Annotated in this window: 13 protein-coding genes; 5 read left to right on the top strand and 8 right to left on the bottom strand. The window is 74.5% G+C overall.

Annotated features, from left to right (window positions below; all coding sequences use genetic code 11):
* Positions 1-18 precede the first annotated feature (18 nt).
* The gene (locus ASG36_RS09915; protein ID WP_082522990.1) at positions 19-696 is read left to right on the top strand and encodes a TVP38/TMEM64 family protein; all 678 of its coding nucleotides are present in this window, start codon (positions 19-21) and stop codon (positions 694-696) included.
* Between the two features lie 28 nt (positions 697-724).
* Here the strand turns inward: ASG36_RS09915 and ASG36_RS09910 are convergent, their stop codons facing one another.
* On the bottom strand, positions 725-1,327 hold the full coding sequence (locus tag ASG36_RS09910; RefSeq protein WP_055763353.1) for a hypothetical protein: 603 nt from the start codon (positions 1,325-1,327) through the stop codon (positions 725-727).
* Between the two features lie 68 nt (positions 1,328-1,395).
* Between ASG36_RS09910 and ASG36_RS09905 the strand changes: the two genes are divergently transcribed.
* Positions 1,396-2,586 (top strand): ATP-binding protein, encoded by a 1,191-nt coding sequence (locus ASG36_RS09905; RefSeq protein ID WP_055763350.1) that lies wholly within the window; start codon positions 1,396-1,398, stop codon positions 2,584-2,586.
* On the opposite strand, the gene ASG36_RS09900 is transcribed toward ASG36_RS09905, so the two are convergent.
* A complete protein-coding gene (locus ASG36_RS09900) occupies positions 2,540-3,049 on the bottom strand; it encodes an Lrp/AsnC family transcriptional regulator (protein ID WP_055763347.1) in 510 nt (169 codons plus the stop codon). The two genes, ASG36_RS09905 and ASG36_RS09900, sit on opposite strands and share 47 nt — an antisense overlap.
* Positions 3,050-3,127: 78 nt before the next feature.
* Between ASG36_RS09900 and ASG36_RS09895 the strand changes: the two genes are divergently transcribed.
* Complete coding sequence (locus tag ASG36_RS09895; protein ID WP_055763344.1) at positions 3,128-3,622, top strand: DUF2000 domain-containing protein; 495 nt, start codon at positions 3,128-3,130, stop codon at positions 3,620-3,622.
* Between the two features lie 72 nt (positions 3,623-3,694).
* Here the strand turns inward: ASG36_RS09895 and ASG36_RS09890 are convergent, their stop codons facing one another.
* From ASG36_RS09890 to ASG36_RS09870, 5 genes are all read right to left on the bottom strand, one after another.
* Positions 3,695-5,029 (bottom strand): ABC transporter substrate-binding protein, encoded by a 1,335-nt coding sequence (locus ASG36_RS09890; protein ID WP_055763341.1) that lies wholly within the window; start codon positions 5,027-5,029, stop codon positions 3,695-3,697.
* 64 nt (positions 5,030-5,093) lie between these two features.
* Positions 5,094-5,804, bottom strand: a complete 711-nt coding sequence (locus ASG36_RS09885) for an SDR family NAD(P)-dependent oxidoreductase (protein WP_055763338.1) — start codon at positions 5,802-5,804, stop codon at positions 5,094-5,096.
* Positions 5,801-7,090 carry an NAD(P)/FAD-dependent oxidoreductase gene (locus tag ASG36_RS09880; protein ID WP_055763334.1) on the bottom strand — a complete coding sequence of 430 codons (1,290 nt, stop codon included), beginning with the start codon at positions 7,088-7,090 and terminating at the stop codon, positions 5,801-5,803. The genes ASG36_RS09885 and ASG36_RS09880 overlap by 4 nt, the downstream gene beginning before the upstream one ends.
* Before the next feature lie 97 nt (positions 7,091-7,187).
* The gene (locus tag ASG36_RS09875) at positions 7,188-8,129 is read right to left on the bottom strand and encodes a LysR family transcriptional regulator (protein WP_055763331.1); all 942 of its coding nucleotides are present in this window, start codon (positions 8,127-8,129) and stop codon (positions 7,188-7,190) included.
* 85 nt (positions 8,130-8,214) lie between these two features.
* Positions 8,215-9,666, bottom strand: a complete 1,452-nt coding sequence (locus ASG36_RS09870; protein WP_055763329.1) for a cation:dicarboxylate symporter family transporter — start codon at positions 9,664-9,666, stop codon at positions 8,215-8,217.
* A gap of 173 nt (positions 9,667-9,839) precedes the next feature.
* Between ASG36_RS09870 and ASG36_RS09865 the strand changes: the two genes are divergently transcribed.
* On the top strand, positions 9,840-11,450 hold the full coding sequence (locus tag ASG36_RS09865; protein ID WP_055763325.1) for a sensor histidine kinase: 1,611 nt from the start codon (positions 9,840-9,842) through the stop codon (positions 11,448-11,450).
* Positions 11,447-12,124 (top strand): response regulator, encoded by a 678-nt coding sequence (locus ASG36_RS09860; RefSeq protein WP_055763322.1) that lies wholly within the window; start codon positions 11,447-11,449, stop codon positions 12,122-12,124. The genes ASG36_RS09865 and ASG36_RS09860 overlap by 4 nt, the downstream gene beginning before the upstream one ends.
* Here the strand turns inward: ASG36_RS09860 and ASG36_RS09855 are convergent.
* Positions 12,118-14,298, bottom strand: coding sequence for an MMPL family transporter (locus tag ASG36_RS09855; protein WP_055763319.1), 2,181 nt, complete (start codon positions 14,296-14,298; stop codon positions 12,118-12,120). The two genes, ASG36_RS09860 and ASG36_RS09855, sit on opposite strands and share 7 nt — an antisense overlap.
* Positions 14,299-14,399: the final 101 nt, after the last annotated feature.

Raw genomic sequence — 14,399 nt, 5'->3', positions numbered from 1 at the left:
GCCCGCACACTGGGGGCGATGAGGCGGGCGCGGGTGACGACGGCGCAGGCCGTGCGCGCCGGTTTCCTGGTCCTGCTGCTGGTCGCCGGGGTGGTGCTGGCGGTGACCGTCGACCTGCCCTCGGTGGCGTCGCTGCGCGGGTGGCTGGCCGACGCGGGGGCCTGGGGCTGGGTCGGGCTCGTGGTGGTGTCGGCGCTGGTCACCCTGGCCCCGGTGCCGCGGACGGCGCTCAGCGTGCTCGCCGGGGTGCTCGCCGGGTTCGGGGGCGGACTCGTCGTGGCCTGGGCCAGCGGGGTGCTGGGTGCCGCCGCCGGCTTCGGGGTGGCCCGGCTCCTGGGCCGGGACACCGTGCAGCGGCTGGCCGGGCCGCGGCTGGCTTGGGCCGACGCCGTGCTGACCGACCGCGGGGTGCTGTCCACCCTGCTCGGGCGGCTGACGCCGGTCGCCCCGTTCACGCTGGTCAGCTACGCGGGCGGGCTCTCGGGCATCCGCTTCCGCGACCACCTGCTGGGGACGGCGATCGGCCTGGTCCCGGGCACCGTGCTGCACGTCGGGGTGGGCGCCACGGTCGGCGCGGCCGGCGAGCTCGGCGGGTGGACGCTGCTGGCCAGCGCGCTGCCGTTCGCCGTCGTCGGCACCGTGCTGGTGGTCCGCTGGCTGCGGCGGCGCCGTCTGACCCGGTCTGCGGCCGTCTAGTCCCGCCGCTAGAGGTCCGCAGACGCCGCTACGGGACCTCGATGGTGGTCGTCACCCGCACCACCGAGGGCCGGGGCGGCACCGAACCGAACCCGAACCGGACCGGTGGCTCGACGGGGGCCAGGTCGCCCAGCGGCGCACCGTCCCAGCTCGCCGTGGCCGACACCAGGGTGTGCAGGTCCTGCACGCCGTACCACTCGGTCCGTCCGTTCCCGGCCGAGCCGCGGGTGTGCAGGCCGGTGAGCAGCTGCGCGGGGCGGTCCAGCAGCCCGACCCAGGCCGGGGTGCGGGCCAGCGGCGGCGGAACGGCGCGCAGCAACCAGCCCAGGGCCGGGCGACGGCCCACGCGCACCTGCAGGACCAGCGGACCGGCCTGCACCGTCCACCGGTCGGCGGCCCGGCGCACCGCGACGTCGACGACGTGTACCGCGTCGAAGGAGTAGGTGGCCGCCACGAAGTCGGCCAGCGGCCGCGTCTGCGCCAGCAGCACCCGGTGACCGTCGGCCCGCTCGACCATCACGTCGGACACCGCGCCCAGCGGCGACCGCGGCCAGTGCCCGACGACCAGCCGGGTGCCCGAGGTCGTGCCGGTGCCGAGGATCCAGCCGTCGAACCGCTCCCGATGCGCCACGCGACACGCCCTACCCCGTTCTACGCAGGTCTACCTCGACCGCTAGAGAGCCGAATACGGTGCGACACATGGACCCCGTGCGGAACCCGTACGCCCCCGGCGCCGGTCAGCGGCCCCCCGAGCTCGCCGGCCGCGACACCGAGCTGAGCGCCTTCGACGTCGTCCTCGAGCGGATCGCGCACGGCCGCCCGGAGCGGTCCCTGGTGCTCACCGGGCTGCGCGGGGTCGGCAAGACGGTGCTGCTCAACCAGCTGCGGTCCGCGGCGATCGCCCGCGGGTGGGGGACCGGCAAGATCGAGGCCCGGCCCGACCAGTCGCTGCGGCGGCCGGTCTCCAGCGCGCTGCACATGGCGCTGCGCGAGCTGGGTCCGCGGCACGGCGACCAGGAGTCGGTGCAGGAGGTGCTGGGCGTGGTCAAGGCCTTCGCCCAGCGGCAGGCACCGGACGCCAAGGTGCGCGACCGCTGGCAGCCGGGCATCGACGTCCCCGCCGCCACCGGCCGGGCCGACAGCGGCGACATGGAGATCGACCTGGTCGAGCTGCTCAGCGACGCCGCCGGGGTGGCCGCCGACATCGGCAGCGGCATCGCGCTGTTCATCGACGAGATGCAGGACGTGCAGCCCGACGACGTCAGCGCCATCTGCGCCGCCTGCCACGAGCTCTCCCAGCAGGGGGCGCCGCTGATCGTGGTGGGCGCCGGGCTGCCGCACCTGCCCGCCGTCCTCAGTGCCTCGAAGTCCTACTCCGAGCGGCTGTTCCGCTACCTGCGGATCGACCGGCTGGACCGCCCCGCCGCCGACCGGGCCCTGGTCGGCCCGGCCGAGCGGGAGGACGTCGCCTTCGACGCCGAGGCCCTCGACGCCCTCTACGACGCCGCCGACGGCTACCCCTACTTCGTGCAGGCCTACGGCAAGGTCACCTGGGACGTCGCCGCCACCTCGCCGATCACCGCCGCCGACGTCGCGATGGCCGCACCGGCCGCCGAGGCCGAGCTGGCGGTGGGGTTCTTCGGCTCCCGCTACGACCGGGCCACCCCCGCCGAGCGGGAGTACATGCACGCGATGGCCGAGCTGGGCGGTCCCTCCGGCGCCGCCGTCAGCACGTCGGACGTCGCGGTCTCCCTGGGCCGCAAGCCCGCCTCGCTCTCCCCGGCCCGGGACTCGCTGATCAAGAAGGGCCTGGTCTACAGCGCCGAGCGCGGCCAGATCGCCTTCACCGTGCCCCACTTCGGCCGGTACCTGCTGCGCCAGCCGGGCTGACCGGGGAGTCGGTCGCGGCGATCCGCGGTGGCCGGCGCAGGTGCTCGTAGACCACGCTGGTCCGCACGTCGCCGACCTCCGGCCGTTGGGTGAGCCGGTCGACGACGAAGGAGTAGAGCGCCTGGTTGTCGGCCAGGGCCACGTGCACCAGGAAGTCCTCGGCGCCGGAGACGACGAACAGCCCGATCGTCTCCGGCTGGGCCTGCGCCCAGTCCCGGAAGGCCTCGATCGCGCGGCGGGAGGGCGGGCGCACCCGGATGGCGATCAGCGCCTGCACCGGGCGCCCGACCGACGCCAGGTCGACGTCCAGGGTGGCTCCCCGGATGACCCCGCGGTCCCGCAGTGCCCGGGTGCGCTCCAGCGCGGTGGACGGCGCCACCCCCACGGCGGCCGCCACGTCCCGGTTGGTCCGCCGGGCATCGGACTGGAGTTCCCGCAGGATCGCCGCATCGAGTTCGTCCACGGACCCATCCTGCCGCCCTCTGCCGAACGTCGTTCGGAGTGCACCCACCGAGGGCGTGGATCTGCCTAGCGTGCGGGCATGACAGCGAACGAGATCGGCTTCCTCCCTGACGAGGTGGTCACCGCCGAGCCGACCCGCAACGCCCGGCTGAAGTGGGTGGTGGTCGTCGACGCCGCCGTGCCCGCCGGTGAGGCGGTGAACGCCGTCGCCTGCGTGGCGGCCGCGACCGGGGCGGCGGTCGACAACCTGCTCGCCCACGGCGGACCCGACGCCGACGGCGTGCACCACCCCGGCCTGCCCTGGGCCGGCTGCTCGGTGCTGACCGCCACGGCCGAGGAACTGGCCGCCGTCCGGGCGAAGGCGGTGGACTCGGCCGGGGTGCTCGTGGTCGACATGCCGCGGGCGGCCCAGACCCACCGGGTCTACGACGGCTACCTGGCGGAACTGGTGACGACGCCGGGGGCCGAGCTGGCCTGCCGGGCACTGAGCCTGGTCGGTCCGCGCAACCGGGTCTCGGCGATCACCAAGTGGCTGGGCCTGCTCACCGGCGGGGCCGCGTCGCCACCCGCGTGAGGGGTCCCGCGTTCCACGTGGAACGCCGACCGCCCCCGACCCGGGCGGGGTCGGGGGCGGTCGGGGGAGCGGTCAGCGCTGCGGCCCGATGCCCTGCGCGTTGAGGCCCTCGATGATCCGGCTGGTCTCCTCGAACCCGATGACCAGGATCGCGTCGGGGTTCAGGTCGACCATCTGCGACACCTCGCTGTCGTAGTTGGCGGCCTGGGGGTCGTAGACCAGCGTCACGATCGAGTCCTCGGCCAGCCCGTCGGCGACCAGGTCGGCGGCGGTGTTCTCGGCCAACCCGGTGCCGTAGGGGTCGTTGAGCGCCAGGATGCCGACGGTGTTGTTGCCGTCGCCGCCGATCAGGTCGGCCAGCGCCCGGGCCTGCAGGGTGTCCGGCGGGACGGTGCGGAAGTACAGCCCGTTGTCGGCGTAGTCGGTGAGCACGTCGGAGGTGTTCGCCGGGCTGATCATGAGCACGCCGGCCTGGGTGATCGCGTCGATGACGGTCAGCGACACCCCGGACGACGAGGCCCCGACGATTGCGTTGGCCCCGGACTGCAGCAGCCGGTCGGCGGTCTGGGTGGCCGTGTCGGTGGAGGCGTCACCGGAGTCGCCGGTGACCAGCTGGACGTCGCCGCCGAGCACCCCGCCCGCGGCGTTGACGTCGGTGACGGCGAGGGTCAGCGCGGCGATCTGCTGCGGGCCCTGGTAGCTCAGGTTGCCCGTCAGCGGGGTCAGGCTGCCGATCACCAGGGGCGCCCCGGTGGTGCCCGGCGCGGCGGGCGCCGGGCCCTCGTCGGTGGCGGCGTTCGCGATGTCCCCGGCCTCGACGAACTCCCGGGCGTCCTCGTCGATCTGGTTGTCCTCGGTGAAGCTCTCGATCGCGAAGCTGGCCACCGAGGGCTCGCCGGGCTCGGTGAAGGCCAGCTCGCCCATGATCCCGTCGTAGTCGGGGTTCCCGCCCGAGGCGATGACCGCGCTGCAGGCCGCGAAGTCCGTGCACTTCTCCCCGCCGAAGGTCACCCCGTTCACGTACGGGGCGAACGTGGTGGCCTGGTTGCTGCCGGCCAGCTGCGCGGCCAGCGCGGTGATGACGACGGCGTCGTAGGTCTCCCCGGCGGTGTTGAAGTTGACCAGCGTGGGGTCCTCGGCCAGCAGCCGGTCCCGGAAGTCCTGCGCCAGGTCGGTGAGCAGCACCGTGCCGCGCATCCCGGCGAGGACGCCCGGCTCGCTGAAGTCCTCGCCGAGGCCGTTGTTCATGTTGCCGTCGGCGCCGTAGACGTTCACGGTCTTCGCGCCGGCGTCGCTGCTCGGGGCTGCCGCGTCCGTGTCGTCACTGCTCCCGCCGCAGGCGGTGGCGGCGAGCAGGACGGTGGCGCCCAGCGCCAGCGTCCGTCCGAGGGTGGGGTGGGTCCGCATCACGGTCTCCTGTGGGGAGGGGGAGGGCCGGCGACGAGCTGTCGTGCCGGTGGAGCGGGGAGGGTCAGCGCATGGCCGCGCCGCCGGCGATGACCACGGTCTCGCCGGTGACGTAGCCGGGTTCGACCAGGCGTTGCACCCAGACGGCGATCTCGTCGGGCCGGGCGACCCGGCCGAGCGGGATGGTGGCCGCGGCGGCCGCCATCCGGCCGGTGGCGGCGTTGCCGGGGGTGTCCACCCAGCCGGGGGCGACGGCGTTGACCACGATCGCGTCGGGGGCCAGCTCGATCGCCAGTGACTTGGTGATCGAGAGGACCGCGGCCTTCGAGGCGCTGTACAGCAGCTGGCCGGGGGAGACCGCGAAGGCGTCGACGGAGGCGAAGTTGACCACCGCACCCCCACCGGCGGCCCGCAGGTGCGGCACGGCGGCCGCGGTCACGTTCAGGGTGCCGAGCACGTTGACGTCGAAGACCCGCCGGTAGACGTCCTCGGAGTAGTCGTCGAGCCGGGTGGGCGGGTAGATGCCCGCGCAGTTCACGACAGCGGTGAGCCGGTGCCCGGCGACGAGGCCGTCCACGGCGGCGGTGACCGCGGCCCTGTCCACCACGTCGGCGACCAGCGGGACGACGGCCGGCCCCACCTCGGCGGCCAGGGCGTCCAGCGCCTCGGCGGACCGGTCCAGGGCGAGCACCCGCCAGCCCGCGCCGGCGAGCCGCTCGACCACCGTGCGGCCCATCCCGCTCGCGGCGCCGGTGACCAGGACGGTGTCGCTCATCGGGTGCTCTCCTGCAGGGTGCGGGCCGGGTTCGTGGGGAGGCCGTCGAGCACCTGGTGCGACCGGGTCATCTGCTGCGACCAGACCGGCCGGAGCACGTCGACCCGGTCGTCGGGGGCGCCGGCGGCCAGCAGTTCGACGTCCAGCGGGCGGGCGGTGCGGCCCTCCAGGCCCAGCAGCCGGACGGCGAGGGCGGACTGCGCGCTGAACACCGGGAACTGCGCGCCCCGCGGGCTGGCCAGACCGACGGTGTACATCCGGGCGGTGCCGACCGGCACCGTCATGCCGCCGACCCGCAGCGGGGCGCCGGCGGACCAGGTGAGCTGGTCGGGGGCCAGGAACGGCAGGCTGACGGCGAACCCGGTCGCCCACAGCACGGTGTCGAACTCCGCGGAGGTGCCGTCGGCGAAGGAGACCTCGCGGCCGGCGACCCCGACCACGCCGGTGCGGGCGGTGATCCGGCCGTGCTGCAGCCAGTACAGGAGCAGGTCGTTGACCACCGGGGCCTGCTCGTTGAGGTTGCGGGTGACCGGTTCCTGCAGGCCGGGGTAGTCCGAGGGGCTGCCCACCGACACCCTCACCAGGGCACGCTGCACCCGCTCGGCCGCCCAGGGCGGGAGCTTGGCGAGGAGGGGCAGCTGGTTGCGGCCCCGGCCGAAGAAGGTCTTGGGCTGGAACACCTGCCCGTGCCGCATCGCGATGGAGACCTCGAGCCGGGCGTTCGCGGCGTCCACCGCCAGGTCGCAGCCGCTGTTGCCGGCGCCGACCACGAGCACCCGGCGGCCCTCGACGTCGGCGACCGAGCGGTACTGCGAGGAGTGCAGCGAGCGGCCGGTGAAGTCCGCGGCCATCGCCGGGAGCCGGGCGTCCCAGTGGTGCCCGTTGGCGACCACCACGGCGTCGAAGTGCTCGGTGCCGGCCGCGGTGGTGACGTCCCAGCCGGAGACCCCGCCGTCCGGGCTGGTGACGGCGGTGACCTCGGTGCCGAAGCGGATGTGGGCGAGCAGGTCGTGGTCGGCGGCGAAGGCGTCGAGGTAGGCGATGACCTGCTCCCGGCTGGGGAACAGCGGGTAGGACGCCGGCATGGGGACGCCGTCGAAGCAGGAGACGTCGCGCGGGGTGATGAGGTGCAGCGCCTCGTAGTCGGTGTGCCAGTGCCCGCCGGCCCGCTCGCTGCGGTCGAAGGCGACGACGTCGTGCCCGGCGTCCCGGAACACCCGGACCGCCTCCAGGCCCGCGGCACCGGCGCCGATCACGCAGACCCGCTGGGGTGTGCTGGTGGTCATCGGTCCTCCCGTGCCGGCCGGGGTGGTCGGCGTCAGGACGAGTCTGGGGCTCCCCGGGCACCGTGTGAACGGGAAGTTCAGGACGCCAGCTCAAGGCTCAACCTCTGGCTGGACCGCCGTCGGCCGCGCGTTGCAGGGCCCGGATGTGGGTGTGCGCCAGGTCCATGAACACCCGGGTGGCCGGGCTCAGCACCCCGCCGGTGCGGGTGATGAACGCGAACCGCTCGTGCACCGGTGGTTCCAGCCGCACCCAGTGCAGCCGGCCGGGGTAGCCCGACCAGCGGGTGACCAGGTAGGAGACCAGGGAGTCGCCCAGGCCGTGCGAGGCCAGCTCGACCGCCGCGGTCTGGAACTCCACCTCGATCTGCGGTCGCAGCTCCACACCCGCGGCCCGCGCCCGGTCGGTGAGCATGCGGCGCAGCGGGTCCTCGGCACCCCAGCGCGCCTCGGACAGGATCAACGGGGCGTCGGCCAGCTGCTGCACCGTCACCGGCTCGCGGGTGCGGTCGCCGTCGGTGCTGACGTAGACGACGGAGTCGGTGAGCACCGTGGGCCCGACGTCCAGCCCGCGGTCGTCGACCGGCAGCTGGACCAGCCCGGCCTCCAGCTCGCCGGTGCGCACCTGGGCGGCCACCTCGGAGCTGTTGAGCCCCACGACCCGGGTGAGCACCCCCGGGTAGCGGGCCCGGAAGTCCCCGATCAGCGCGGTGAGCAGGTACAGGTGCGCACTGGAGAAGGTGCCGAAGCTGACCGTGCCGCCGGACAGCTCGCGGACGTGCCGCGCGCTCTCGGTCAGCGCCGTCGCGTCGGCCAGCGTGCGCTGCGCGGCGGGCAGCAGGGCACGGCCCGCCTCGGTGAGCTGCAGCCGACGGTTGGTGCGCACGAAGAGCGTCACGCCGAGGGTGTGCTCCAGCCGGCGCACCTGTTCGGACAGGCTGGGCTGGGCCACGTGGGTGGCCTCGGCCGCCGCGACGAACGAGCCGTGCTCGACCGCGGCCACGAAGTAGGTGAGCTGCTGGAGGGTCGGCAGCTGGGCCACCCGCGCAGGCTACCGGCGCACCCCGGCCGCACAGCACGACGCCCGCGCCCCCTCGAGGGGGACGCGGGCGTCGGGGTGGGGCGGGTCAGCGCAGGGACTCCCGGGCGAGCTCGCGCTCGGCGTAGGCGGCGTCGCGCTGGCCGGGGCCGGCGTTGGTGCCGCTGGCCGGGGCGGCGTCGACCGGGTCGCCGTCGGTGCTCGACGGGGCGTGGCCGTCGTCGATCATCGTGGTCTCGTCGAAGGGACGCTCCCCGGACAGCACCGCCTTCATCTGCTCGCGGTCCAGCTCCTTGGTCCAGGTCGCCACGAGCATGCAGGCGATCGCGTTGCCGGAGAAGTTGGTGACCGCGCGGGCCTCGCTCATGAACCGGTCGATGCCGACGATGAGGCCGACGCCGTCCAGCAGCTCGGGGCGGTGCGACTGCAGGCCACCGGCCAGCGTGGCCAGACCGGCGCCGGAGACCCCGGCCGCGCCCTTCGAGGCGATGATCATGAAGACCAGCAGGCTGATCTGCTCGCCGACGCTCAGCGGGTCACCGAGCGCCTCACCGATGAACAGCGAGGCCATCGTCAGGTAGATCGCGGTGCCGTCGAGGTTGAAGGAGTAGCCGGTCGGCACCACGATGCCGGCGACGGGCTTGCTGACCCCGGCGTGCTCCATCTTGGCGATGAGGCGGGGGAGCGCGGTCTCCGAGGACGACGAGGAGACGATCAGCAGGTACTCGCGGCCCAGGTACTTCAGGAACGTGAAGACGTTGATCCCGACGACCACCCGCAGGATCGCGCCGAGGAACACGAAGACGAACACCGCGCAGGTGGCGTAGAAGCCGAGCATCAGGATGCCCAGGCTCTTCAGCGCGTCGACACCGGTGGCGCCCACGACGGCGGCGATGGCGCCGAAGGCACCGATCGGGGCGACCCACATGATCATCGCCAGGATGCGGAAGACCAGCTTCTGCAGGTGCCCGATGCCGGTGAGGATCGGGGCGCCGGCCTTGCCCATGGCCTGCAGCGCGAAGCCGACCAGCAGTGCGATCAGCAGCGCCTGCAGCACCGAACCACTGGTGAGCGAGGACAGCAGGGTGGTCGGGATCAGCGACAGGATGAAGCCCGTGGTGCCCTCGGGGGCGCCCTCCGCGGACTCCGAGAGCAGCTCGGCGCCGGCGCCGCGGACCTCGTCGGTCAGCTGCAGGCCGTCGCCCGGGTGCAGGACGTTGCCGACGACCAGGCCGATGGCCAGGGCCACCGTGCTCATCGCGATGAAGTAGCCCAGCGCCAGACCGCCGATCCGGCCGACCTGCGCGGCCTGCCGGATGGCCCCGATCCCCAGCACGATCGTGCAGAAGATGACCGGCGCGATGATCATCTTGATCAGGCCGACGAACGCGGTCCCCAGCCACTTCAGCGAGACGCCGAACTCGGGGAAGACCAGGCCCACCACGATGCCGGCGACCACGGCGACGATCACCGAGATGTAGAGCCAGTGGGTCTTGTCGCGCTTCTGCCGGGGGGCGGTGTCGGTACCGGGGGATGCCATGGACTGCTCCTGTGGAGTCGGTGGCGGACGGGGTGCTCGGGGTGACGGAGCGCCGTCCTGACTGCGGCCGCCGAGTCCGGCGACGCGCTGACTGTCGCGTCTGTCGTGATCGCCGTCACCCATGCGTTCATTGCGTTCACACCGCACCGACACCGGACCGGCACACTCCACCCGTGCGCTTCCCCGCCCTGCTCACCCGCGGGGGCGGCAGCCTGGCCCGCCAGCTGCTCGCCCTCCAGGCGCTGGTGCTCGTCGTCGTCGTGGCCGCGTTGGGCTGGGTCGCCGTCGACGACGCCCGGGACGCCGTCGAGGCGCGGGCCGACACCCAGGCGCTGAGCATCGCCGAGACGATCGCGGACTCCCCGCTGGTGCGCGCCACCGTCGTCGAGCCCGACCCGTCCTCGGCGCTGCAGCCCTACGTGGAGCAGGTCCGCGCCGACACCGACACCTCCTTCATCACCGTGCTGGCCCCCGACCGCACCCGGTTCACCCACCCCGACCCGGCGCTGATCGGCCAGCCCTTCGTCGGCACGATCGGCCCCGCGCTGCGCGGGGAGACGTTCACCGAGACCTACGCCGGCACGCTGGGCCCCTCGGTGCGCGCCGTCGCCCCGGTGTTCCGCTCCGGCAGCACCACCGACGTGGTCGCGCTGGTCAGCGTGGGCATCACCGTCGCCGCCATCGGGGACGACGTGGCGGCCGCGCTGCCGGGCATCCTCGGCGTCGCGGCGGCCGTGCTGCTCGTCGGGGCGCTGGGCAGCCTGGCCATCAGCCGGCGGCTGCGCCGGCAGACCCACGGCCTGGGTGCCGAGCCGCTGGCCCGGATGCTGGAGTACTACGACGCGGTGCTGCACGCCGTCCGGGAGGGCCTGCTGCTGCTGGACGGCGAGCGGCGGGTGCAGCTGGTCAACGACGAGGCCCGCCGGCTGCTGGAGCTCGAGGGCGACGTGACCGGCCGGCACGTGGGCGACCTGGGCCTGTCCCCGGAGCTGGTGGCCACGCTGGGCCGGCAGCGGCTGGCCGTCGACGAGGTGCACGTCAGCGGCTCCCGGGTGCTGGTGGTCAACCAGGCCCCGGCCACCCCGCAGGGCGGGTCGGTGGGTGCGGTGGTGACCCTGCGGGACCACACCGACCTGCAGGCGCTCACCGGTGAGCTGGACAGCGTGCGCGCCTTCGCCGAGTCGCTGCGCGCCCAGGCGCACGAGGCGGCCAACCGGCTGCACACCACGGTGTCGCTGGTCGAGCTGGGCCGCAGCGCCGAGGCCGTGGAGTTCGCCACCGCCGAGCTCGCGCTGGCCCAGCGGCTCACCGACCGGGTGGTGGGCGCGGTCGACGAGCCGGTGCTGGCCGCGCTGCTGCTGGGCAAGGCCGCCACCGCGCACGAGCGCGGGGTGGCCCTGGAGATCGACCCGGCCACCGCGGTGGGCGCCACCGGCATCCCGGGCGGGGACCTGGTGACCATCGTGGGCAACCTGCTGGACAACGCCATCGACGCCGCCCTGGCCGGCGATGCCCCGCGCGAGGTGCAGCTGGCCCTGTGGACCGAGGACGGCCGGCTGGAGCTGCGGGTGGAGGACACCGGCCCCGGGGTGAGCGACCCCGAGGCGGTGTTCCGGCGCGGCTGGTCGACCAAGGACGACGGCCCGCGCGGCACCGGCCGCGGGCTGGGCCTGGCGCTGGTCGCCCAGGCCGTGCGGCGCAACGGGGGCACGGTCGCCGTGCGGCCCGGCCCGGGTGCGGAGTTCACCGTGTCGCTGCCGCTGCGCGAGACGGCCGACTCGTGAACGACCTGCGGGTGCTCGTCGTGGAGGACGAGCCGGTCGCCGCCGACGCGCACCGCGCCTACGTCGAGCGCACCGCGGGGTTCACCGCGGTCGCCGTCGCCGGCACCGGGCAGGCGGCCTGGGACGCCCTGGGCCGGCTGCCGGTGGACCTGGTGCTGCTGGACATGAACCTGCCCGACACGCACGGCATCGAGCTGGTCCGCCGGCTGCGTGCGGCCGGCCGGGACGTCGACGTCCTCGCCGTGACCTCGGCCCGCGAGCTGACGACCGTGCGGGCCGCGGCGGCCGCCGGGGTGGTGGGCTACCTGCTCAAGCCCTTCACCTACGCCGCGCTGCGCGACCGGTTGACCGCCTACGCCGACTACCGCGCCCAGCTGCGCGCCGACGGCGACGTCACCGGGCAGGACGCCGTCGACCGGGTGCTCGAGGCCGCCCGCCCCGCCCGGCCGGCGCCGCTGCCCAAGGGGATGGGCCGGGAGACCCTGGACGCGGTGGTCGCCGCCGTCCGGGGCGGGGACGGGCTCTCCGCGGCCGAGACCGGGGAGCTGATCGGGGCCTCCCGGATCACCGCCCGCCGCTACCTGGAGCACCTGGCCGAGGCCGGGCTGGTCGCCCGGACCCCGCGCTACGGCGGGACCGGGCGACCGGAGCTGGAGTACCGCTGGCGTCAGTGAGCCGCGCCCTCCGGCCTGCGCCGGGACACCGGGTGCGGCCACCAGGTCCGCTCGCCCAGCAGCCGCACGACCGCCGGCACCAGCAGCGACCGGACGACGAAGGTGTCCAGCAGCACGCCGAAGGCGACCAGGAACGCGATCTGGAGCAGGAAGAGGATCGGCAGCACCCCGAGCGCGGCGAAGGTCGCGGCCAGCACGATGCCGGCGCTGGTGATCACCCCGCCGGTGACCGAGAGCCCGGTGAGGACGCCCGCGCGGGTGCCGTGCTCCAGGGACTCCTCGCGCACCCGGGTCATCAGGAAGATCGAGTAGTCGATCCCCAGCGCGACCAGGAAGACGAAGGCGTACAGCGGCACGGTGGGGTCGCCGCCGGGCAGGTCGAGCACGTGGTCGAAGACCAGCGCGGCGGCCCCGAGGGTGGCCGCGAAGCTCAGCACGTTGCTCAGCAGCAGCACCAGCGGTGCGACCAGCGACCGCAGCAGCACCGCCAGGACGACGAAGACCACCAGCAGGATCACCGGGATGATCCGGTCGCGGTCGGCCACCGAGGTGTCCCGGACGTCCAGGGCCTGCGCCGTCGTCCCGCCCACGAGGGTGTCGGCGGAGACGTCGTCGAGGTCGGTGCGCAGCGCGGCGACGGCGTCCTCGGCGGCGGGGGAGTCCGCGGCGTCGACGAGCGTGACCTGCAGCTGGACCAGCCCGTCGACCTCCAGCGGCTCCCCGGTCGCCGGGTCGGGGGTGGGCTGCACGTCGGAGACGCCCGCAGCGCCGCCGACCACCTCGGTGACCGCCGCGAGCTCGTCGGCCGGCGCCACGACCAGGGTCGGTGACCCCGAGCCGGCCGGGAAGTGCCGGGCCAGCGCCTCGCCGCCGACCACGGACTCCACCCGGTCCAGGAAGGTGTCGGTCTGGCTCACGCCGTCGGTGTCCAGGGTCGGGGCGAAGGCGGCCAGCACCACGAGGAACAGCGCGCTGAGCACCCCCACGGCGACCGGACGGCGGCCGACCAGCGCGGCCACCCCGGCCCAGACGCCGGTGCTCTCCGGGCCCTGCGACCCCACGTGCGGCACCCCGGGCCAGAACACCCACCGGCCGTGCTCACCGGCCGACGTCCGCCCCGGCAGCACCAGCAGCGCGGGCAGGAAGGTCAGCGCGGCGAGCACCGCGGACACGATGCCCACCGCGGTCACCGGGCCCAGGCCGCGGGTGGGGCCGATGTCGGCCAGCAGCAGGCAGAGCAGGCCCAGCACCACGGTGGCGGCACTCGCCGCGACCGGCTCGAGGGTCTGCCGCCAGGCCCGGCGCATCGCGTCGTACCGGTCGTCGTGCCGGCGCAGCTCCTCCCGGTACCGGGCGACCAGGAGCAGCGAGTAGTCGGTGGCCGCACCCACCACCAGGATCGAGAGGATGCCCTGGCCCTGCCCGTCCAGGGTGACGACCCCGGCGTCGGCCAGCAGGTAGACGACCAGGCTCGCCGTGGTGAGCGCGAAGCCGGCGGTGAGCAGCACGAAGAACGGCAGCACCGGCGAGCGGTAGACCACCAGCAGGATCAGCAGGACGGCGATCCCGGCGACCAGCAGCAGGGTGCCGTCGATGCCGCCGAAGGCGCTCACCAGGTCCGCGGTCGTGGCCGCCGGCCCGGCCACGTAGACCTCACCGCCCAGGTCAGGAACCGCGGCCCGGACCTGCTCGACCGCGACGGTGATCGGGCTCTCGCCGTCGGGCAGCGAGGCGCTGGTCAGCCCGCTGTCGAAGGAGACCAGCGCCAGCGCGGCCAGGCCGTCGTCGCTGGGCACGACCGGGATCGGCCCCGGCACCAGGAAGTCCCCGACCCGCTGCGCCGTCCCGCCCTCCACCGGCACCTCGACGTCGGGCACGGACTCGGCGAACGCGGCGAAGTCGGCCAGCTGCTGCGGGCTGAGCGGGGTGTCGGACTCCAGCAGCAGGTAGGCCGGGAAGGCCTCGGTGTCGCTGAACCCGGCCGACAGCTCGGCCACCCGCTGGGACTCCGCGCTGCCGGGCAGGAAGTCGCTCTGGGAGTTGGACTGCACCTCCGACAGCCGGCCGCTGTACGGCCCGGCGACCGAGGACAGCGCGAGCCAGCCGACCACCAGCAGCGCAGGCAGCAGCCAGCGCAGCCGTCGGCGGGACCGGGTGCTGTCGGGGTGGGCCATCGGGGTGCTCCTGCGTGCGGGTGGGCGACGGGGCAGAATGGTCAGCCTGCTGAGGGAATCTAGCAGGATGTTCAGCATGCTGAGCAAAACGGGGAGGTGGA

This window comes from Geodermatophilus sp. Leaf369 (assembly GCF_001424455.1).
Classification (GTDB): Bacteria; Actinomycetota; Actinomycetes; order Mycobacteriales; family Geodermatophilaceae; genus Klenkia.
The sequence above is the reverse complement of the archived record's forward strand: the minus strand, read 5'-3'. Positions and strand labels throughout refer to the sequence as shown.